This is a genomic window from Roseospira marina (genome assembly GCF_014197855.1).
In the GTDB taxonomy this organism is placed as follows: Bacteria; Pseudomonadota; Alphaproteobacteria; order Rhodospirillales; family Rhodospirillaceae; genus Rhodospira; species Rhodospira marina.
The window spans coordinates 48,431-68,412 of record NZ_JACIGJ010000003.1; the positions used below are offsets into that span (position 1 = coordinate 48,431).

19 protein-coding genes and 1 tRNA gene are annotated in these 19,982 nt (G+C 68.9%); 12 read left to right on the top strand and 8 right to left on the bottom strand.

Annotated features, from left to right (window positions below; translation table 11 throughout):
* Window positions 1-6 precede the first annotated feature (6 nt).
* Window positions 7-1,398, bottom strand: a complete 1,392-nt coding sequence (gene trmFO / locus GGD82_RS04725; protein WP_211364743.1) for a methylenetetrahydrofolate--tRNA-(uracil(54)-C(5))-methyltransferase (FADH(2)-oxidizing) TrmFO — start codon at window positions 1,396-1,398, stop codon at window positions 7-9.
* 124 nt (window positions 1,399-1,522) lie between these two features.
* Between trmFO and GGD82_RS04730 the strand changes: the two genes are divergently transcribed.
* From GGD82_RS04730 to GGD82_RS04745, 4 genes are all read left to right on the top strand, one after another.
* Window positions 1,523-1,978, top strand: coding sequence for a rhodanese-like domain-containing protein (locus GGD82_RS04730; protein WP_170284247.1), 456 nt, complete (start codon window positions 1,523-1,525; stop codon window positions 1,976-1,978).
* 116 nt (window positions 1,979-2,094) lie between these two features.
* Entirely contained in the window at window positions 2,095-2,592 is a 498-nt protein-coding gene (locus GGD82_RS04735) for an RT0821/Lpp0805 family surface protein (protein WP_150061986.1), read from the top strand.
* Between the two features lie 145 nt (window positions 2,593-2,737).
* The gene (locus GGD82_RS04740; RefSeq protein ID WP_150061985.1) at window positions 2,738-3,751 is read left to right on the top strand and encodes a DnaJ C-terminal domain-containing protein; all 1,014 of its coding nucleotides are present in this window, start codon (window positions 2,738-2,740) and stop codon (window positions 3,749-3,751) included.
* A gap of 200 nt (window positions 3,752-3,951) precedes the next feature.
* Complete coding sequence (locus GGD82_RS04745; RefSeq protein WP_150061984.1) at window positions 3,952-6,756, top strand: phosphoenolpyruvate carboxylase; 2,805 nt, start codon at window positions 3,952-3,954, stop codon at window positions 6,754-6,756.
* A 21-nt stretch (window positions 6,757-6,777) separates the two neighbouring features.
* On the opposite strand, the gene GGD82_RS04750 is transcribed toward GGD82_RS04745, so the two are convergent.
* Complete coding sequence (locus GGD82_RS04750) at window positions 6,778-7,065, bottom strand: hypothetical protein (protein WP_375782113.1); 288 nt, start codon at window positions 7,063-7,065, stop codon at window positions 6,778-6,780.
* Between the two features lie 31 nt (window positions 7,066-7,096).
* Window positions 7,097-7,420, bottom strand: coding sequence for a hypothetical protein (locus GGD82_RS04755; RefSeq protein WP_150061983.1), 324 nt, complete (start codon window positions 7,418-7,420; stop codon window positions 7,097-7,099).
* A gap of 333 nt (window positions 7,421-7,753) precedes the next feature.
* Between GGD82_RS04755 and queA the strand changes: the two genes are divergently transcribed.
* Window positions 7,754-8,797, top strand: a complete 1,044-nt coding sequence (gene queA / locus GGD82_RS04760) for a tRNA preQ1(34) S-adenosylmethionine ribosyltransferase-isomerase QueA (RefSeq protein ID WP_150061982.1) — start codon at window positions 7,754-7,756, stop codon at window positions 8,795-8,797.
* Window positions 8,798-8,891: 94 nt separating this feature from the next.
* On the opposite strand, the gene sucD is transcribed toward queA, so the two are convergent.
* Genes sucD through mdh form a run of 3 tightly spaced genes read right to left on the bottom strand, consistent with a single transcriptional unit; the run spans window position 8,892 to window position 11,962 of the window.
* Window positions 8,892-9,767, bottom strand: coding sequence for a succinate--CoA ligase subunit alpha (sucD, locus tag GGD82_RS04765; RefSeq protein ID WP_150061981.1), 876 nt, complete (start codon window positions 9,765-9,767; stop codon window positions 8,892-8,894).
* Entirely contained in the window at window positions 9,767-10,966 is a 1,200-nt protein-coding gene (sucC, locus tag GGD82_RS04770; RefSeq protein ID WP_150061980.1) for an ADP-forming succinate--CoA ligase subunit beta, read from the bottom strand. Before sucC ends, sucD begins: the two co-directional genes overlap by 1 nt.
* A 39-nt stretch (window positions 10,967-11,005) precedes the next feature.
* On the bottom strand, window positions 11,006-11,962 hold the full coding sequence (gene mdh / locus GGD82_RS04775) for a malate dehydrogenase (protein WP_150061979.1): 957 nt from the start codon (window positions 11,960-11,962) through the stop codon (window positions 11,006-11,008).
* 319 nt (window positions 11,963-12,281) lie between these two features.
* Between mdh and chrA the strand changes: the two genes are divergently transcribed.
* From chrA to GGD82_RS04810, 7 genes are all read left to right on the top strand, one after another.
* Entirely contained in the window at window positions 12,282-13,571 is a 1,290-nt protein-coding gene (chrA, locus tag GGD82_RS04780; RefSeq protein WP_150061978.1) for a chromate efflux transporter, read from the top strand.
* 117 nt (window positions 13,572-13,688) lie between these two features.
* Window positions 13,689-13,778: transfer RNA gene (locus tag GGD82_RS04785), tRNA-Ser, on the top strand.
* A gap of 166 nt (window positions 13,779-13,944) precedes the next feature.
* On the top strand, window positions 13,945-14,658 hold the full coding sequence (gene pseF / locus GGD82_RS04790; protein ID WP_150061977.1) for a pseudaminic acid cytidylyltransferase: 714 nt from the start codon (window positions 13,945-13,947) through the stop codon (window positions 14,656-14,658).
* Window positions 14,659-14,687: 29 nt separating this feature from the next.
* On the top strand, window positions 14,688-15,215 hold the full coding sequence (locus GGD82_RS04795; RefSeq protein WP_150061976.1) for a hypothetical protein: 528 nt from the start codon (window positions 14,688-14,690) through the stop codon (window positions 15,213-15,215).
* On the top strand, window positions 15,212-16,342 hold the full coding sequence (locus GGD82_RS04800; protein ID WP_150061975.1) for a Gfo/Idh/MocA family protein: 1,131 nt from the start codon (window positions 15,212-15,214) through the stop codon (window positions 16,340-16,342). The genes GGD82_RS04795 and GGD82_RS04800 overlap by 4 nt, the downstream gene beginning before the upstream one ends.
* Before the next feature lie 67 nt (window positions 16,343-16,409).
* Window positions 16,410-16,673 (top strand): hypothetical protein, encoded by a 264-nt coding sequence (locus GGD82_RS04805; protein WP_150061974.1) that lies wholly within the window; start codon window positions 16,410-16,412, stop codon window positions 16,671-16,673.
* Entirely contained in the window at window positions 16,670-18,169 is a 1,500-nt protein-coding gene (locus GGD82_RS04810) for a class I adenylate-forming enzyme family protein (protein WP_150061973.1), read from the top strand. Before GGD82_RS04805 ends, GGD82_RS04810 begins: the two co-directional genes overlap by 4 nt.
* 27 nt (window positions 18,170-18,196) lie before the next feature.
* On the opposite strand, the gene GGD82_RS04815 is transcribed toward GGD82_RS04810, so the two are convergent.
* Window positions 18,197-18,706 (bottom strand): Tsi3 family protein, encoded by a 510-nt coding sequence (locus GGD82_RS04815; RefSeq protein WP_150061972.1) that lies wholly within the window; start codon window positions 18,704-18,706, stop codon window positions 18,197-18,199.
* Between the two features lie 14 nt (window positions 18,707-18,720).
* Complete coding sequence (locus GGD82_RS04820) at window positions 18,721-19,953, bottom strand: hypothetical protein (protein WP_150061971.1); 1,233 nt, start codon at window positions 19,951-19,953, stop codon at window positions 18,721-18,723.
* Between the last annotated feature and the right edge of the window lie 29 nt (window positions 19,954-19,982).

The window sequence follows — 19,982 nt, forward strand, 5'->3', positions numbered from 1 at the left end:
GCGGCCTTACGCCGCCTCGCCCACCGCCGGATCCTGGATCCAGGCCTCCAGCGCCGGCCGGGCGCGCTGGCCGTACAGCGCCTTGCGGTCGCGGCCCCGCACCTTGCGCTTGCCGATGCGGGTCATCTCGGCCGGCAACTCCGGGAACAGGCCGAAATTGACATTCATCGGCTGGAAGGTCTCGGCGTGCGCCGGGTTCGTGATGTGCCCCAGCAGCGCCCCCAGCGCGGTCACGGCCGGCGGCGCCACAGCCTCGGCGCCGCGAGCCTCCGCGCTGGCGAACAGGCCGGCCATCAGGCCGACGGCCGCGCTCTCCACATAGCCCTCGCAGCCGGTCACCTGCCCCGCGAAGCGGATCCACGGCCGCGTTTTCAGGCGCAGCGTCGTGTCCAGCAGGCGCGGGCTGTTCAGAAAGGTGTTGCGGTGAATGCCGCCCAGCCGGGCGAACTCGGCGGTCTCCAGGCCGGGGATCATGCGGAAGATGCGCGCCTGTTCCCCGTGCTTCAGCTTGGTCTGGAAACCGACCATGTTGTAGAGCGTGCCCAGCGCGTTGTCCTGGCGGAGTTGCACGATCGCGTGGGGCTTGTGCTCCGGGTCGCGCGGGTTGGTCAGGCCCACCGGCTTCATGGGGCCGTAGGACAGGGTTTCGCGCCCACGTTCGGCCATGACCTCAATGGGCAGGCAGCCCTCGAAATACGGCGTGCCCTCCCATTCCTTGAAGGCGACTTTCTCCGCCGCCAGCAGGGCGTCGAGGAAGGCGTCGTACTGCTCCCGCGTCATGGGGCAGTTGATGTAGTCCGCGCCGTCGCCCTTGTCGTAGCGCGACTGGAACCACGCCACGTCGAAATTGATGCTGTCCTTGTGCACGATCGGCGCGATGGCGTCGAAGAAGGCCAGATGCGCCTCCCCGCTGTCGGCGCGCACCGCCTCCGCCAGCGCCGGGGACGTCAAGGGGCCGGTGGCGATGATGGTGGGGCCGTCGTCCGCCTCGGGCAGGGCGGTGACCTCCCCCCGGGTGATGGTCACGCCCGGATGCGCCTCCAGCGCGGCCTGAACGTCGCGCGAGAACGCCTCGCGATCCACGGCCAACGCCCCGCCCGCCGGCACGCGGTTGCGGTCGGCCGCCGCCATGACGAGCGAGTCGAGCCGCCGCATCTCGGCGTGCAGCAAGCCCACGGCGTTGCCGTCCGGATCGTCCGAGCGGAACGAGTTGGAGCACACCAGCTCGGCGAGACCATCGGTCACATGGGCCTCGGTGGAGCGCTCGGGGCGCATCTCGACCAGCGTCACGGCGAGGCCACGGCGGGCGCATTGCCACGCCGCCTCGCTGCCGGCGAGGCCGCCGCCGATGATGCGGATACGGGGCGGATTGGGGGGGGCGTTGGTGCTGTCCATCATGGGGCAGGATGTAGGCGGGATCGCGCGCCGTGTCCATGGTCTCACACCGGGGCCACGACCTTGACTCCGCATGAGGCGGCGGCTACCTCCGGCACGACCTCGACTGGACAGGGATCGGACCACCGTGGAGAACCTCGACTCGCTGCTTTCGATGGACATCGTGCTGCCGATCGCCATCGGCATGGGCGCGGTGCTGCTGATGCGCATGATGCCCCGCCTGCTGGCACGCGGTGTGTCCTTCGTCCCTCCGAAGACAGTGAAAGCCCGCCTGGACCAGGGCGACGACGTGCTGGTGGTCGATGTCCGCTCGCCGCGCGAGTTCGCGGGTCGCACCGGCCATATTCCGGGCGCGGTCAACCTGCCGCTCGACCAGATCGGCGCCCGCCTGAAGGAGATGGGAGCCAGCCGCGGCGAGGTCCTGGACACGCCGGTCTATCTGGTCTGCCAGACCGCCAGCCGGGCCGCGCACGCCGCGCGCGTGATGCGCAAGGCGGGCTTTCGCGACCTGTCGGTGATCAGCGGCGGCATGCAGGCTTGGCGGGGCCAGGGGTTGCCGGTGGAGCAGGGAAACGCCACCTGACAGGGCCTTGCGATGGCGTCGTCGCGGGATTTCCGTGATCCGCTCATTTTTTCGCCACCTTGCCGCTTCATAGAGGGAGGCGCACGCTCCCGCGTCCGTGACGAAAGGTCCCAACCATGCCCGTTTTCGCCAAGCGTTCCACCGCCGCTGTCCTGGCGGTCTCCCTCCTCGCCGGTCCGGCCCTGACGGCCTGTCAATCCGCGCAGAACAATCCGAAGCAGACTGTCGGGACGCTCGGTGGCGCGGCGCTGGGCGGCCTGCTCGGCTCGCAGTTCGGCGGCTCCTCGGGCTGGACCATGGCCGCGACCGGCCTGGGCGTGCTGCTTGGCGCCGCGGTCGGCAGCGAACTCGGCCGGTCCCTGGACGAAACCGACCGCCAGCAGATGCGGCAGGCGTCCCAGCAGGCCTACACAGCCCCGGTCGGCCAGACCATCAACTGGAACAACCCGCAGAGCGGCAACTCCGGCACCATCACGCCGATCCGCAGCGGCCAGACCAACACCGGCCAGTATTGCCGTCAGTTCCGGACCACCGTGACCATCGACGGTCGCCTGGAAGAGGCCACGGGCACCGCCTGCCAGCAGCCCGACGGAACGTGGCAGATCCTGAGCTAGCGTCACGGCAAAGGGGCAAGGCCATTCCGCCGCGCCGTAGGGACCCGCGGACGGGATGGTGCCGTGTGCGTGTGGGAACTGGCGTGCGGCGGTCCGTCGCCCTATATCATGAGCATCATTCAACATATGGGTCGATCCGACGGCCATGAAGGACCCGTACACCGTGCTCGGCGTTCCACACGACGCCAGCCCCGACGACATCAAGCGCGCGTACCGCTCGCGGGCGCGCACCATGCATCCCGATGTCAACACCACGGACCCCAAGGCGGAGGACCGGTTCAAGGAATTGAACGCGGCCCATGATCTGCTGTCCGATCCAACGCGGCGCGCCCGCTACGACCGGGGGGAGATCGACGCCAATGGGCAGGAGCGCCCGTTCGGCTTCCGCTCCAGCGGACCGCGCAGTGGCTTTGGCAGCAACTTCCGCAGCGGCTTCGGCGGAGGGTCCCGAGCCTCGGCGAGCGGCAGCGCGGACGACGGCTTCCATTTCCAGTTCAACGACCTGTTCAAGGGCGCCAGCAGCTTCGACGACATTTTCGCCCGCGCCCAGTCGGCCAAGCGCAAGGCCGCTGGCGAAGGGGGCGACGGTGCGGACGCGAAGCGCGGCGCGGACTCGCGCTATCGCCTGACGGTGTCGTTCGAGGACGCCGCGTTGGGCGCCTCGCGCACGGTCACCCTCGCCAACGGCAAGACGCTCAAGGTGCGCGTGCCCGCCGCCTGCGTGGGGGGCACGACCCTTCGCCTGCGCGGCCAGGGTACGGGCAGCGGCATCTCCGGCAACGCCGGGGATGCGTTGGTGGAGATCGTCGTCCGCCCCCACCCGGTGTTCTCCGCGTCCGGCGACGATGTCATCGCCGAGGTGCCGATCAGCCTGCGCGAGGCCGTCTTGGGCGGCAAGATCACCGTGCCGACCGTCGACGGGCGCGTGGCGGTCACCGTGCCGGAGGGCTCCAATACCGGCGCGACCCTGCGCCTGCGCGGCAAGGGCCTGCCGCGCAAGGACGGCGCTCTGGACGCGCGCGGCGACCAGCTCGTGCGGCTGCGCATCGTCCTGGAGGATCCGAAGGACGAGCGCCTGAAAGCCTTTGTCCGCAAATGGACTCCCACCCAAGACACGGATGTGCGCGCGGGCCTGGAGAATCCGGCGGCGGAGGGGTGAGTCCCGCCGTGACCGGCGAGCAGGGTCACTTGCGAGGGGGCGTCCGAGGCCATTCAACAGATCCCGCCTGTTGACTTGCGGTCGCCGGTCCGTACGTTATCCTCCTCGGGAGTGCCTGAAGCCCGCCACCTCGGGGGCGGACCTGTGCGCGCTCCCCGTTCCTGCCACATCGTTCCGCTTTCTGCCTGCGAGGCCTGCCGATGCCCGCCGCCAACACGACGCGCCTATCCGATGAAGCCGCCTTGCCGAAGGTCGAGCGAGATCTGCGGTATCTCATGGATGCCTTTGCCGAGGTGCTGCGGGAGATCGGCGAGGACACCGTGGCCGAACGCCTGCCGTGGCCGAAACAGGACGGCGCCGCTGTCTCCGTGGACCATTCGAACGTCAACACCTGGCCCGAGGATCCGGGCGACGCCCTGGTCGAACGGTGCGTCGAGGCCCGCTCCATTGCCTTCCAGCTCCTTCAGCAGGCCGAGGAAAACGCGGGGGCGCAGAGCCGCCGCCAAGTCGAAGCCGAGGAAGCCCTGGAGGCCGACTCTGGCTCCTGGGAGTATGTCCTGACCCGCCTCGCGCGCGACGGCTGGACGCCGCAGGAAATCGCCGACGCCCTGGGGACCATCCGGGTCGAGCCGGTTTTGACCGCCCACCCCACCGAGGCTAAGCGCGCCAGCGTGCTGCATCATCACCGGGCCATCTATCGCCTGCTGGTGGACAACGAGAACACGATGTGGACGCCTGGCGAACGCCTCGCCTTGAGGGAAGAGACGAAGGCCGGGCTGGAACGGCTCTGGCGCACCGGCGAAATCCTGCTGGAGAAGCCCACCGTCAAAGGCGAATTGGGCATCATCCTGTACTATCTGGGCGAGATGTTTCCGCAGACTCTGCCCTGGCTCGACCGACGCCTCGAAACAGCGTGGCGGCGCGTCGGCTTTGATCCGGCCCTGCTCAACGATCCCACGCACCGCCCGACGGTCACCTTCGGCAACTGGGTGGGCGGCGATCGGGATGGCCACCCCCTGGTCACGCCCGAAATCACCGCCTGGACCTTGGAGCATCTGTCCGCCCGCGCGCTGGAGAACCTGCGCGATCGCCTGGGCAAACTGGCGGCCGGACTGTCGCTGACGCTGTCCCGGCAAGTGGTGCCCCCGGCCCTGACCCGGCGCCTCACCCGCATGACCGAAGAGCTTGGGGCGCCGGCGGAAGAGGCATTCCAACGCAATCGCGGCGAGCCCTGGCGCCAGTTCGTCAACATGATGATCGTGGCGCTGCCCGATCCCTCCGGCCCGCTGGCGCCCGGGCGGTACCGGCGCGCCCGCGAGCTTCTGAAGGACCTGGAACTCCTCGCCGATACCCTGGTGGCGCTGGGTGCGCGCCGGCTGGCGGATCGCGACGTCGGACCGATGCACGCCATGGTGCGCAGCTTCGGCTTCCATCTGGCAACCCTGGACATCCGGCAGAATAGCGCCTTCCACGACCGCGCCGTGGCGCAGCTTCTGGTCGCCGCCGGCATCGACGGGGCGGACTTCCCCAACTGGGACGAAGAGCGCCGCCTGGCGCTTCTGAACCGGGAATTGGCCTCGCCCAGGCCGTTCATGCACGACGGCACCCGTGCGGGACCGGAGGCGGCGAGCGTGCTCGGCTGCCTGCGGGTGGTCGCCCGCCGGCTCGCGGACCGGGGACCGGACGGTCTCGGCGCCCTGATCGTCAGCATGACCCGGGGGGTCTCGGACCTTTTGGTCGTCTATCTGCTGGCCCGAGAGGCCGGCCTGTTGACCTACCGCGATGGGGTCGCCGTCTGCCCGCTGCCCGTCGTACCGCTGCTGGAGACCATCGAGGACCTCGAGAACGGCCCGGCGATCCTGGAGGGCTTCCTGTCCCATCCGGTGACCAAGGCCAGCCTGGAGTTCCAGCGCCTCGACGCCGGAGCGGAGCGGCCCTGTCAACAGGTGATGGTCGGCTACAGCGACAGCGGGAAGGACGGCGGGCTCATGGCCAGCCAGTGGGGTCTGTTCAGTGCGCAGACCGCCATGGTGGCTGTCGGCCGGGAGTACGGCGTGCGGCTGCGGGTGTTCCACGGACGCGGCGGCACCATCAGCCGGGGCTCGGGCCCAACGCACCGCTTCGTGCGGGCTCAGCCGCCCGGCGCCATCGGCGGCGACCTGCGCTTGACGGAACAGGGCGAGACTATTTCACAGAAATACGCCAACGTCGTCACCGCCGCGCACAATCTGGAACTGCTCACCGCCGGCACGCTGAACCACACCCTGCGGTCCGCCCGGCCGCGCGGCGATCAGGGGCTGTCGCCGGTGATGGACCAGTTGGCCAAGGTCAGCCGCGCCCGATACCGCGAGTTGCTGGATGCCGACGGCTTCATGGCATTCTACAGCGAGGCGACGCCGATCGACGTGATCGAATCCAGTCGTATCGGCTCCCGGCCGGCGCGCCGCTCGGGCCAACGCACGCTGGAGGATCTACGCGCCATTCCCTGGGTGTTCGCCTGGGGCCAGTCGCGCTTTCTCGTCTCGGCGTGGTTCGGCGTCGGCACTGCCCTAAAGACGTTGCGGGATTCGGATCCGGAGGCGTTCGAGCGGCTGGCCGCGTGCAAGCGGGACGCCTCCTGGCCGGTGCTGCACTACCTCATCAGCAACGCCGCCACCGGCTGGGCCAGCGCCGACCGCGATGTGATGGTGCGCTACGCCGGGTTGGTCCGGGACACGGCGATCCGGGAACGTCTTCTTGGCCTGATCCTGGAGGAGTACGAGCGCACGCGCGAGGGCTTGGAGGCGATCTACCAGGGGCCGCTGGCCGAGACGCGACCGCGCGTGCAGCATGTTCTGTCGCTGCGCGCCCCCGCGCTGGTACCAATCCACGACCGCCAGATTCAGCTCTTGGAAATGTGGCGCGACCTGCGGGCCAGCGGGCGCGACCATGAAGCCGACCGCTGGCTACCCTCCCTTTTGCAGACGGTGAACGCCATCGCCGCCGGCTTGGGCGCGACCGGATAACGGAATCCCGGACGGGATCCGTTACCGGCCGCCGGCGCGCCAACGCACCGCCAGATCAGCCGTATGGCCCACCAGGGCCACGATGAGCCACAGGCCGATCCAGGGCCAGGCGGCACCCTTGAGCGCCGCCCCCAGGGCCAGCACGAGCGCCGCGCCGGTCGCCAGATTGATCAGAAGACCCCAGGGCGCGCCCGGGCGCCCCACGCGGCGGTGCAGCCAGATCAGGCCCACCGCTTCCAAAAGCACGAACACCACCAGCACGTCGGCCACCCTGCCCGACGCATACAGGTCGGCCAACAGACTCATCACGGTATCTTACTCCCGACGGGTCGCACAGGCATCACCCGCCCAGCATCCCCTGAACCGCCACCGACACGATCAGCACGAACGCATAGACGGCGAACACGAACCACGCCAGAAACAGCACGTTCCCCAGCGTCAGCAGCGGATATCGCGAGCGGTCCCGCGCGCGCCGCTCGGCATGGCGGAGTTCCCGGCCCCCAAGCATCACCAGATAGAACCGCCAGCGGAACACCGGGATCGACAAACGCACGTTGACGGTATGGGCCCGATCTTCGTGCCGCGCAAACAGGGCGTCCAACGCATCGTCGGACACCCTATCGGTCGGCGCCCCAGCCTCGTGTTCCACGCGGCCCGGTACCACGGGATCCCGCGCGGACACCGCGTCCGGACCGGCCGGCTGATCCGCGGGCCGGGGCTCCCCAGTGGGAGAGGGCGGCGACGGGGGCCAGGAAGAGGAAGGGCGCGGAGGCATCGGATGCGGCTTTCCTTGCGATCACGGGACCACGGCTGGGCCGCCAGTGTAGCGTGGCCCCCGCGTCGACGCCATGGCCTCGGTTGCCCGGTTGCGCGCCGTGCGGGCGGTCATCCGCCTGGGGGAACGGTTTGACTGGACGGCTGACGTGGCCTGACGCATCCTCGCGCGCCCCGCTCCACACCGCCCCAAACTCGACCGCCACCCCGGACCCGGCCTGTCATGCGCGTTAATCTGTTCGACTTTCCCCTGCCCCCGGATCGCATCGCCGACCGGCCCGCCCGGCCGCGCGACGCCGCGCGTCTGCTGCATGTCGGCGCCGACGGTGCGCTCGCGGATCACGGGGTGCTTGACCTGCCCGACCTGCTGGACCCGGGCGACGTGCTGGTGCTGAACGATACGCGCGTGATCCCGGCCCGCCTGTTCGCCCAGGTCGGCGCGGGCAAGGTCGAGATCATGCTGCACCGTCGCTCCGGGCCGGACACGTGGTGGGCCTTCGCCCGCCCGGCCCGCAAGCTGAAGCCCGGCACGCCGCTGCGGATCGCCGCGGACTTCCAGGGCGAATGCATCGCCAAGGGCGACGGCGGCGAGGTCGAGGTGCGCTTCGACCGGGGCGGTGCGACGCTGATGGCGGCGCTGGAGGCGCACGGGCATATCCCCCTGCCCCCCTACATCAAGCGCCCCGACGACGCCGAGGACCGCGCCGATTATCAAACCGTGCACGCCCGCGCCGACGGCGCCGTGGCGGCCCCCACCGCCGGCCTGCACATGACGGAGCGCCTGTTCGCGGCCCTGGACGCGCGCGGCGTGCAGCGCGTGACGGTGACGCTTCATGTGGGCGCCGGCACCTTCCTGCCCGTCAAGACGGACGACACCGACGACCACCGCATGCATGTCGAGGACGGCGTGGTCACCGCCGCCGCCGCCGAGACCATCCAGGCGGCGCGAGCGGCCGGCGGCAAGGTGGTCGCGGTCGGCACCACGGCCCTGCGGGTTCTGGAAAGCGCCGCCGCGCCGGACGGCACCCTGTCCGCCTTCGCCGGTGGCACGGACATTTTCATCACGCCCGGCTACCGGTTCCGGATCGTGGACCGCCTGCTGACCAACTTCCACCTGCCGCGCAGCACGCTGTTCATGCTGGTTTCGGCCTTCAGCGGGCTGGAGACGATGCAGGCCGCCTACGCCCACGCCATCGCGACGGGCTACCGGTTCTACAGCTATGGTGATGCGAGTTTGCTGGAGCGGCGCCCGAATGAGCCGGGGTGAGTCCGGCACACCGAAAAAAAGGGCCGAGCGCTAGGCCCGACCCCCGTTTTCGGATGTTCCAGCGGATGTGGTCCGCCGTTTACCCCTTCGCCGTTTACCCCTTCATGGCCTTGACCATGGTCTCGCCCAGGGCGGCGGGGCTGTCGGCAACCATGATACCGGCCGAACGCATGGCCTCGATCTTGGCGTCCGCCGTGCCCTTGCCGCCGCTGATGATGGCGCCGGCATGGCCCATGCGCTTGCCCGGAGGGGCCGTACGGCCGGCGATGAAGCCCACCATCGGCTTCTTCACCTTGGACTTGGCGATGAACTCGGCGGCCTCTTCCTCGGCCGAGCCGCCGATCTCGCCGATCATGATCATGCCCTCGGTCTCGTCGTCGGCCAGGAACATCTCCAGGCAGTCGATGAAGTTGGTGCCGTTGACCGGGTCGCCGCCGATGCCGATGCAGGTGGTCTGGCCCAGACCGGTGGCCGTGGTCTGCGCCACCGCCTCGTAGGTCAGGGTGCCGGAGCGGGACACCACGCCGATCTTGCCGCGCTTGTGGATGTGGCCCGGCATGATGCCGATCTTGCACTCGTCCGGGGTGATGACGCCCGGGCAGTTCGGCCCGACCAGACGGGTCTTGGAGGTGGCCAGCGCGCGCTTCACCTTGACCATGTCCAGCACCGGGATGCCCTCGGTGATGCACACGACCAGATCAAGCTCGGCGTCCACCGCCTCCAGGATCGCGTCGGCCGCGAACGGCGGCGGCACGTAGATCACGGTCGCGTTGCAGTCGGTCTTGTCCTTGGCTTCCGCGACGGTGTCGAACACCGGCAGGTCGAGGTGCTTGGTGCCGCCCTTTCCAGGGGTCACGCCACCGACCATCTGGGTGCCGTACGCCACGGCCTGCTCGGAATGAAAGGTCCCCTGGCTACCCGTGAAGCCCTGGCAGATGACCTTGGTGTTCTTGTTGACGAGAACAGCCATTACTGCGCCTCCTTCACGGCCTTGACCACCTTGTCGGCGGCGTCTGCGAGGTTGTCGGCGGCAATGATCGGCAGACCCGATTCCGCCATGATCTTCTTGCCCAATTCGACGTTTGTGCCCTCCAGGCGCACGACGAGCGGCACGTTCAGGCTGACCTCCTTGGCGGCCGCGATCACGCCCTCGGCGATGACGTCACAGCGCATGATGCCACCGAAGATGTTGATCAGGATGCCCTCGACGTTCGAATCCGACAGGATGATCTTGAACGCCGTCGTGACGCGCTCCTTGGTGGCGCCGCCGCCGACGTCCAGGAAGTTCGCCGGCTCGGCCCCGTACAGCTTGATGATGTCCATGGTGGCCATCGCCAGACCGGCGCCGTTCACCATGCAGCCGATGGAGCCGTCGAGCTTGATGTAGTTGAGGTCGTGCTTGGTTGCCTCCAGCTCAGCCGGGTCCTCCTCGTCCTCGTCCCGCATCTCCGAGATCTCGGGGCGGCGATACAGGGCGTTGGAGTCGAAGTTCATCTTGGCGTCGAGCGGGATCACCTCGCCCGCGCCGGTGACGACCAGCGGGTTGATCTCCAGCATCGAGGCGTCCGTGGCCAGGAACGCCTGGTACAGGGCCATCAGCAGCTTGGTCGCACTTTTGATCTGGGCGCCTTCGAGGCCCAGGCCGAACGCGATCTTGCGGCAATGGAACGGCATGATGCCGGTGGCCGGGTCGATGGCCTGGAGGACGATCTTCTCGGGGGTCTTCGCGGCGACCTCCTCGATCTCCACGCCGCCCTCGGTCGAGGCCATGATGGTCACGCTGCTGGTGGCGCGGTCCACCAGCATGGACAGGTACAGCTCGCGCTTGATGTCGCAGCCGGACTCAACATAGACCCGCTTGACCTGCTTGCCCTCGGGGCCGGACTGATGCGTGACCAGCGTGTGGCCCAGCATCTGGCGCGCGTTCTCGCGCACGTCGTCCACCGACTTGACGACGCGCACGCCGCCCTTGTCGCCGGCCTCGGCCTCCTTGAACGTCCCCTTGCCGCGACCACCGGCGTGAATCTGGCTCTTCACGACGTAAACCGGGCCATCCAGCTCGCGCGCGACCTGTTCGGCTTCTTCCGGTGTGTAGGCCACGCCGCCCTTCAGCACCGGCACGCCGAATTTTGCCAGCACTTGCTTGGCCTGATACTCATGAATGTTCATGGGTGATTGTTCCCCGTTCCTTTGGACTGTATGTCCGTTTTACTTCGGCATCAGCTCTCGCGAGGCGGCCACGAGACCGCGCACGGACTCGACCGACTTGTCGAACATCGCCTTTTCGTCGGCGTTCATTTCGATTTCGACGATTTTTTCAACGCCATCCGCACCCAGGACGACCGGCACACCCACATACAGGCCGTCCAAACCGAACACGCCATCACACCAGGCGGCGCAGGGCATCACGCGCTTCTGATCCTTCAGGTAGGCCTCGGCCATCGCCACCGCCGCCGCCGCCGGCGCATAGAACGCCGAGCCGGTCTTCAGCAGGCCGACGATCTCGGCGCCGCCGTCGCGGGTGCGCTGCACAATCTGGTCCAGGCGCTCCTGGCTGGTCCAGCCCATGGAGACCAGATCCGGCAACGGAATGCCGGCAACGGTCGAGTAGCGGGTCAGCGGCACCATGGTATCGCCGTGGCCGCCGAGCACGAACGCGGTCACATCCTGCACCGAGACCTTGAACTCCTCGGACAGGAAGTAGCGGAAGCGCGCGCTGTCCAGCACGCCGGCCATGCCGACCACCTTGTTGTGCGGCAGGCCCGACAGCTCGCGCAGCACCCACACCATCGCATCGAGCGGGTTGGTGATGCAGATGACGAACGCATCCGGGCAGTTTTCCTTGATGCCCTGGCCGACGGCAGCCATGACCTTGCAGTTGATCCCGATCAGGTCGTCCCGGGACATGCCGGGCTTGCGCGGCACACCGGCCGTGACGATCACCACATCGGCGCCCGCGATCGCGCTGTAATCGTTGGCGCCGGCGTAGGCTGCGTCGCACCCCTCGACGGGCGTGGATTCGGCAATATCCAGGGCCTTGCCCTGCGGCACGCCCTCGGCAATATCGAACAGCACCACATCGCCCAGTTCCTTCAGGCCGATGAGATGCGCCAGGGTGCCGCCGATGTTGCCAGCGCCGACCAAAGCGATCTTCTTGCGTGCCATGACCATCCTCTCATCCGGTGAATCGTGACGGGAGTCCGCGCAACCAGTCGTCAATACTTCGGGAGGTGTTCGCGCCCGGCGCGTGGCCCAGAAAAACGGATGTTTTGGTACCGCGTTTCCGCGCAGGGAGCAAGGCCCCACCCGGACGAGTCGGAGACCGCCGCGCCCCCGAACACGTGACGGTTCCATGATATTTCGCAGGCGGGTGGGGGCACCACCCCGCCAAGGGCGTATCAAGAACGGCGGTCCGGCCCGGCGGGTTTCCGTGACGGCCCGCGGCCAGAACCCGAGCCCCAGTGTCAAGCGTCCGAGCCCCCGCATGCCCGACTCCAGCGCCCCAAATCCCCGCAACGCCCCGCGCACGCCCCCCCATCCGGGTCCCGCCGGCCCCGGAGGTGTCTTCCTGGTGTTCCTGCGCCTGGGCCTGACGAGCTTCGGCGGCCCGGTGGCCCACCTGGGTTATTTCCGCGCCGAGCTTGTGGAGCGCCGTCACTGGCTGTCGGACGCCGCCTATGCCGACCTTGTGGCGCTGTGCCAAGTCCTGCCCGGTCCCGCGAGCAGCCAAGTGGGCCTGGGCCTCGGCCTGCACAGGGCCGGACCACTGGGAGCGCTGGCCGCCTGGGCGGGGTTCACGCTGCCGTCCGCCCTCGCGCTGGCGCTGGCCGCGCTGGGCGTGGCCGCCCTGGACCCGGCGGGGGACGCCGGATGGCTGCACGGGCTGAAGATCGTGGCGGCCGCCGTCGTCGCCCAAGCGGTTTGGGGCATGGCCCGCACGCTGGCGCCGGATCGGCCGCGCGCGACGGTGGCTCTGGTCTCGGCAGCCGTCGTGCTGCTCTGGCCGGCGACCGGACTTCCGGCGACGGTGGGCCCCCTGGTGCCGATCGGACTGGGCGCTCTTGCCGGCTTGATCCTGTGCCGTGCGCCTCCCCCGGACGCCGCTGGCGGCCTCCGCATCGGGATCGGCCGCACCACCGGCGCGATCTGCCTGGGGGCGCTGGGGGTGCTGCTGGTTGCCTTGCCGGCCCTGGCCGCCCTGGCCGACGCGCCCGCGATCCATCTTGCCGACGGCATGGTGCGCGCCGGCGCGCTGGTCTTCGGGGGCGGCCACGTCGTCCTGCCGCTGCTGCAAGCCGAGGTCGTCGCCAGCGGCCTCGTCGACCGGGAGAGTTTTCTGGCCGGGTATGGTCTGGCACAGGCGGTGCCGGGGCCGCTGTTCACCCTGTCGGCCTACCTGGGCACGGCGGCTGGCACGGCGGCGGGCACGGCGGCGGGCGCGGTGGGAGGCGCGACCATCGTCAACGGACTGGCACTCGGCCTGCTGGCCACGGTGGCGATCTTCGTCCCGGCGGCCCTGCTGCTGTTCGGCACCCTGCCCTTCTGGGACCGCCTGCGATCCAGTGCGAGCGCCCGCGCCGCCCTGACCGGCATCAACGCCGCCGTCGTCGGCCTGCTGGTGGCCGCGTTCTACGACCCCGTCCTGACCGGCGCCGTCGGCGCACCGGAGCATGCCGCGCTGGGTTTGGCGGCGTTCCTGGCGCTTCAGATCTGGAACGCGCCGCCGTGGCTGGTGGTGCTGGGCGGGGCCATTCTGGGCGGCCTTGCGCTATGAGAGCCTTGGTCGCACGGAAATCGATCGCGCGGGCTTTACAATCCCCCGGGAAAGAGGCTAGAACCGCCGTCCTGTTCGATCAGGGGCGGCACCGTGTGGCCGCACCCGTGTCCCTGCGGAAGGGTGCCAGAGTGGTTGAATGGGCCGGTCTCGAAAACCGGTGTACGGGCAACCGTACCGTGGGTTCGAATCCCACCCCTTCCGCCAGTACCAGACAAAGACCTTGCGCCAAAAAAACCGGCTTCGGCCGGGTTTTTTGCGTTGTGTTAACAGGTTCTGCGGGACTCTACGCCCGTGATGCTGGCTGATCTTGCCTCGCGTTCGGCCCGATCCCACCACCACGGACGTTTGTCCCGCGACCGTCAAAGGTTCCATGTCCGCACCGTCCCCACAGTCCGTTCCGGAACCGCGCGCCGTCGCGGTGATTCCGGCGCGCGGCGGCAGCCGACGCATTCCGCGAAAGAACCTTGCCCTTTTTGAGGGCCGGCCGGCACTGACCCGGGTGATCGACACCGTCCGGGACAGCGGCGTCTTCCACGCCATCCGTGTCTCGACCGACGATGCCGAGGTTGCCGACACCGCGCGGGCCGCGGGCGCCGAGGTGGTCGCGCGTCCGGCGACTCTGGCCGACGATCACACCCCACTGATGCCGGTGGTTCAGCATGCGATTGAAACGGAAGGGGAAGCGGCGTTGGTCTGCCTCGTCCTGGCCACGGCCGTCTTGCTGAAGCCGGAACGCCTCGCGGCGGCGCATGCTGCGTTGCTCGCGGATCCGACGCTGGACTACGTCATCGGCCTGCGCCGCTTCGACAGCCCGCCGCAACGGGCCTTGGTCCGCGACGGGGACGGCCGGGTGGCTATGATGGATCCCACGACCTTCAACACGCGCTCCCAGGACCTGACGCCGCTGTATCATGACGCGGGTCAGTTCTCGTTCGGCCGTCGCGGCGCCTGGGAGACCGGAAAACCCTCGTTTACGGCGCGCACCCTTGGCGTCGAATTGCCGCGATGGGAAGCGATCGACATCGACGAACCGGACGACCTGGCGTTCGCGCGCCTGCTGTTCCGCGCCACGGCAGGCGTATGAAGGCCACGGTCAATGGCGGGGAGGCACCAATGCCTGATGATACCGTGAACAGGACAACCGGCACCCCCTCCATCCGTCCGTGCGGCCCAGACGATGCTGCGGGATTTCTGGCAGCGCGAAACGCACCCAAAGTCCGGGCGCTCTCCACCGATCCCGACCACATCATCGCGTGGTCGGAGCACATGGCGTGGTGGGCGGCCGGCACGACGGACCGCTTTGTCGTCACGGACGGGGACCGCGCCGAAGCCTATTTCTGGCACCGGGCGCGTTCTGTGGACGGCCGGAACTACCTGATCGGCGGGTGGTTCCCCGCCGGGGACACCCCGATCTTCACGGCCGCCATCCGGCTGCTGGACTGGCAACTGGCGCACTGCGCGGAGCGGTATCCGGACCACATCTGGGTGGCCACGATCCACCGGTCGAACCGGGCCGTTCGGGCCTTGAACCGCCGTTATGACTTCGTCGAGGCCGACGACGCGACCCGGGCCGCCGTGCCCCACCTGTTTCCGGGCACCACGGAAGAGTTCGAAATCCTGCAACGAAAGGCGCGCCTATGAGCCCCCCCAAAAGCTCGGCCCCCCCCCTGCGCGTGGGCATCATCGGCGGCGGCCATAACTCGGCCGTCGGCGGGGCCCACGTGGCCGCGATTCGGATGGATGGTGCCTACCGGATCGGCCCCTGCCTGTTTTCGCATCTGGAGGACGAGAACCGCCTCAGCCACGAACACTACGGCCTGCCGTGGGAGGGACACGGCGAAAGCCTGGAAACCTGGCTGAACCGCCACGCCGCCGAAATGGACATGGTCGTGGTGTTGACGCCCTCCACCGACCATGTCCGCCACATCCAGCACATCATCGGCCATGGCCTGTCGTTCCTGACTGAAAAGCCGGTGGCGTGCAGCCTCGGGGACGCGGCCGCCGTTCGCGACGCCCTTAACCTCGGTGCCCCTCTGCACGCCCGCTTCGTCCACAATTACTCGGGCTATCCCCTGTTTCGAGAGATGGTCCTGCGTCTGGAAGACGGTGACATCGGGCGCATCCACCATGTGCGGGTTCACATGCCCAGCGACGGCTTCGCGCGGGAGCACATCACCGGCAAGCCGCAACTGTGGCGCCAGACGGACCCCGAGATTCCCATGCTGATGCTCGACCTCGGCACACATATGCATCACTTGGTCCGCATGGCCGTGGGACCGTCCCCCTCCCGGGTGCGCGGCCGCATGCACCGCATGGTCAACAGCCTCGGCGTGATCGACAATGTCGAAATCTGGGAAGAGCGCGCCGACGACATCCGGGTGAGCTATTGGATGTCGAAAGCCCACCTCGGCGTTAAAAATGGCCTGGGCCTGGAGGTCTATGGTCGCGACGGCGCCCTGATCTGGCATCAGATGGACCCGGACCATCTGATCCGCGTGGATACCGACAGCAACCGGACGATCATCAACCGGGGCGCCATACGGCCCGAGGCCGCACGGCGCGACCGGTTCAAGGCGGGCCACCCGACGGGCTTCGTTGAGGCGTTTGGGGCGTTTTATTCCGACCTTGCCGAGGACATCGCCGCTTCCGCCGGAGGTTCAGGCCCAGGGAACCGCTGGATCCGGCCCATCACCGATGCGTTCGAGGGTCTCGCCTTCCTGGCCGCCGCCGCCCGATCCCACGACACCGGCGCGTGGGAGGAGCCATGACCGCCTCACCCGGCGCGTATCCTTCGTGCGACCCCACGAGCCCCCAGACACAGACGGAGTGCGACGCATGACCAGCCCTGATGACGCGATAGCCGCAGCGTTCGCGGCGCTGGACAAAACACCACCGGCCGCGGACGACGTCTGCCTGTATCGCTCCGGCGTCTTGGACAGCATGGAGCTGATGCAGTTCCTGCTGGAGATCGAGCTAGAAACCGGCCAGCGGCTGGATCTGCCGGCCCTGGTGGAGGGCGGCGTGACCCTGGCCCGGGTGCGCGCCGCGCTGCCCGCCGAGCCTCAAGACGGGTCTCGCGATGGGACCGCTCAGGCATGACCCAGACGCGCGCGGTGTGGGACCGCTTCACGGCCGTCGCCGAACGCGAGGGCGATAAACCCGCCATCGTGGACGCCGTCACGGGGGATGCGATCCGGTACGCGGACCTTTGGGCGCGGGCGGACCGTCTGGCGGCCGCTCTGAAGGACCGCCCGGAACCAACCGTCGCCGTGATCGGGGAGCCCCCGTTGGCCGCCCTGGCCCTGGTTCTGGCGTGCGCGGCGGCGGAGCGGTGTTTCATCCCGTTCAGTGATCGGGAGCCGCCGGAGCGGCTGCACGCCTTCCTGGCGCGGCTCCCCGGCGACACCCTCGTAGCCAGTACCAGCGGGCTGGACGCGCTTCAAACGCTGGACCTGCCCGCCGACGGCGCCCTGGCCGCCACCGATCTGGTGTGGCAGGCCGGCCCCGGCGATGTCCCCATGCCCCCCACACCGCTGCCGTTTCTGGTCACGCATACGTCGGGCTCCACGGGGTGGCCGAAAGCCATCGCGTTTTCCCAGGCCACGAAACGGCACCGGACCGAACAGAGCATCGGCCTGTTCGATGTCGGGCCGGCGGACCGGATCCTGAGCCCCACGCCCCTGAATCATAGCCTTGGACAGCGCCACTTCTTCCTGGCGCTCATGACCGGGGCCACCCTGATCAAGGCCTACCCGTTCCGGCCGGATCTCTGGATCGAGGCGGTGCAGCGCTATCAGGTCACCTTCGCCGTCCCGGTGGCGACCCACCTGAAGATCCTTCAGAAGAACCTGTTTGATGATCCAACCATTCTGTCCTCGTTCCGCTGCCTCGTGACGAGTTCCGCCCCGGCCGAGCCCGCGTTCAAGAGCGCGGTGTTGGACCGCGCCGGGTTCCAGTTCTGGGAAATCTTCGGCATGACGGAGACGGCCTGCGCCACGGCGGTTCACTACCAGCCGGGCGACGATACCGCGCATCTGGGCCAGCCGATTCCCGGCACGACGGTGCGGATCGGCCAGGCCGGGCCCGAGGCCGGCACCGGCGAAATCGAGGTGCTGAGCGACTGCCTGTGCGACGGATACTGGAACGATCCCGATCGCTGGGCGGCGGCGGTGACGGAGGACGGCTACTTCCGCTCCGGCGACCTGGGCCGACTGGATGCCCACGGCAACCTGATATACCTCGGCCGCTTGACCGAGAGCTTTGAAAGCGGCGGTCTGATCGTGTTCCCGGCCGAGATCGAACGCGTGATCTCGGAGCATCCCGCGATCGATCAGTGCCTGGTGTTCGGCACCCCCGATCCGATGTTCGGGAACCTGATTTCGCTGGCGTACACGACCACCGGGCCGCTGGAGGACCGCGACCTGATCCGCTATGCCCGCGCCCGCCTGCCCAAGACCATGTGGCCGGCCCGCCTGTTCCGGCAGGACCAGTTCCCGTTGTTGGCCAGCGGTAAACCGGACCGGCGGGGTCTCGCCGCGCGCCTGATCGCCCAGGCGCAGGGCGCAGCACGCCCGTCCGCCGCCGCGCCATCCTGATCGGATAGGATCGGCCCGGCGGGGGGATCAGGGGTCCGCGCCCGCCTCCCCACAGCGCGCCGCCACCAGCACGCCCCAGGCCTCTGCGAAGTCGGGCGTGCCGCCGCCCTCCCGCTGCACCGTCTGCTCCAGGCGGAGGGTGTCGCCGCAGAACGGGCGGCGCATCGTCACGTGGTACTCCGTGCCGCCCGAGCCACCGCTGAAGGTCTCGACCTGAAAGCGTGCCATGACTCCGGCCACCTCCCGTTCGGTCCAGTCGCCGGGTGGCGGCGCCGTTTCGGCGCGGCGGGCGATCCGCATGGCGTCGTCGGAGCGCCGCATCTCGGAGCCATGGGGCCGAACCACGAAGCCATCCGCCGTCTCGGTCACAGCGGCGCCCTGCGGCACCACGAGCGACCACCCTGTGCTGTGGGGGACCGTCGGCCCATCGGGCGGTGTGATCGCCGCGTCACCGCATCCGAGAAGCCCCGCCGCCAGCACCACGGGCAGCCCCCTCCGCATCGACCAGAACCGGTCGCGCCCCGGCCCATTCGGCATCCGCCCCCTCTTCATCAGAAGGTCACTCCACTCGTTTGGATGTCAGTATAGCACTGGTGCACGAACCACCCCCAGCCGCCGCCCCGCAGATCGTCGTCCCAGGGCGTCGACGTATACTCGCAGCCGAGCACCTTGATGTTGTCGGCCGGCCAATTCCGTGAGTGCTGGCTAAACTTGGACAGGTCGGTGCCGGGAAACTGCGTCATGGTGCGCGGCAGCCGCGCCGGGTTTGTCGGCGCGCGGTCGGCCGTCCGCCGGATGTAGCGGGCGGCGGCGAAGATATTGAACTCGTCCGAGGTCAGCAGCCAGGCGACCTGACGATGGCTCAGCCCGCGCCGGACGCTGGCCGACAGCAGATCCGCGAACAGATCGGCGTTCATGGCCGTCGAGACCACCACCTGCCCAAGGCCGATGGACGTATTCCCCGCCATCACCGACACCGCGCCGTGAAATTCGGCCGCGTCCTCGTTCTGCGATTGGTCGCGCTGCTCCGCCAGCACGAACGCGGCGACCAGTTCCGGCTCCAGTCGGTGCGTGTTGGCGGCAGCCCGGAACACGGACGCCCGGGACGGCGGACGGGTACGGTAGGACGACGGCAGAATGGAAACGATCGGCCGACGCACCAGCAGCCGGGCCTGATTGGTCCGCTGGGTTGGCGTGAGCCCGCGCAGGTAGGCCGAAAGGTTGCCCAACGGGTTGCCGTAGCTCTGATGCGCCGCGGCGTCGCCCCAGGCCAGATCCCACTGATCGCCCAGGGGAATATCGAGGCTTGGGGCGTGCCGCCCCGTCGCCCCGACGCCCGAAAACGGACCCCGGGGACCGCTGCCCCGCGCCCGCCGCACGGCGGCGGTCAGCGGCGCGGCGGCGCTCGTCACGCCCAGGGGACGGATTCGCGTTTGCAGATCGTGGCTGAGGTCGAAGATGTATTCCGGTCCCCCGCCCATCATCGCGATATAGGAGGGATGATAGTCCCGCCGCGCCATGCGTAGCACCAGCGGCCGCAGGGTCGCCGCCGTGGCCGGGCTGGCGAGCCCCCCGATCGCCTGCATCAGTTCCACCCGTCTGGCGTCCACGCGGCTCAGCAGATCCGGGATTCGCCCGCGTGTGTGCAGATACCGCAGCGTCGCGTCTGGCATCGAATCGGCCCGCAGCTTGGCGATGATGACCCGTTCCTCGGCCGACGAGACGGTCCAATGCGTCCAACCCGTGGTGAGCAGGGCCTCGATATCCCGGCCGGTTTGGGTCATGCCCACGCCTCCGTCCGCCGCGCGACGCC

Coding starts and splice junctions, on each gene's coding strand:
- sucC (WP_150061980.1), bottom strand. CDS start 10,966: ATGAACATTCATGAGTATCAGGCCAAGCAAGTGCTGGCAAAATTCGGC.
- GGD82_RS04815 (WP_150061972.1), bottom strand. CDS start 18,706: ATGCCGAATGGGCCGGGGCGCGACCGGTTCTGGTCGATGCGGAGGGGG.
- GGD82_RS04795 (WP_150061976.1), top strand. CDS start 14,688: ATGCCTGATGATACCGTGAACAGGACAACCGGCACCCCCTCCATCCGT.
- mdh (WP_150061979.1), bottom strand. CDS start 11,962: ATGGCACGCAAGAAGATCGCTTTGGTCGGCGCTGGCAACATCGGCGGC.
- GGD82_RS04740 (WP_150061985.1), top strand. CDS start 2,738: ATGAAGGACCCGTACACCGTGCTCGGCGTTCCACACGACGCCAGCCCC.
- queA (WP_150061982.1), top strand. CDS start 7,754: ATGCGCGTTAATCTGTTCGACTTTCCCCTGCCCCCGGATCGCATCGCC.
- GGD82_RS04820 (WP_150061971.1), bottom strand. CDS start 19,953: ATGACCCAAACCGGCCGGGATATCGAGGCCCTGCTCACCACGGGTTGG.
- pseF (WP_150061977.1), top strand. CDS start 13,945: ATGTCCGCACCGTCCCCACAGTCCGTTCCGGAACCGCGCGCCGTCGCG.
- sucD (WP_150061981.1), bottom strand. CDS start 9,767: ATGGCTGTTCTCGTCAACAAGAACACCAAGGTCATCTGCCAGGGCTTC.
- trmFO (WP_211364743.1), bottom strand. CDS start 1,398: ATGATGGACAGCACCAACGCCCCCCCCAATCCGCCCCGTATCCGCATC.
- GGD82_RS04735 (WP_150061986.1), top strand. CDS start 2,095: ATGCCCGTTTTCGCCAAGCGTTCCACCGCCGCTGTCCTGGCGGTCTCC.
- GGD82_RS04800 (WP_150061975.1), top strand. CDS start 15,212: ATGAGCCCCCCCAAAAGCTCGGCCCCCCCCCTGCGCGTGGGCATCATC.
- GGD82_RS04745 (WP_150061984.1), top strand. CDS start 3,952: ATGCCCGCCGCCAACACGACGCGCCTATCCGATGAAGCCGCCTTGCCG.
- GGD82_RS04810 (WP_150061973.1), top strand. CDS start 16,670: ATGACCCAGACGCGCGCGGTGTGGGACCGCTTCACGGCCGTCGCCGAA.
- GGD82_RS04805 (WP_150061974.1), top strand. CDS start 16,410: ATGACCAGCCCTGATGACGCGATAGCCGCAGCGTTCGCGGCGCTGGAC.
- chrA (WP_150061978.1), top strand. CDS start 12,282: ATGCCCGACTCCAGCGCCCCAAATCCCCGCAACGCCCCGCGCACGCCC.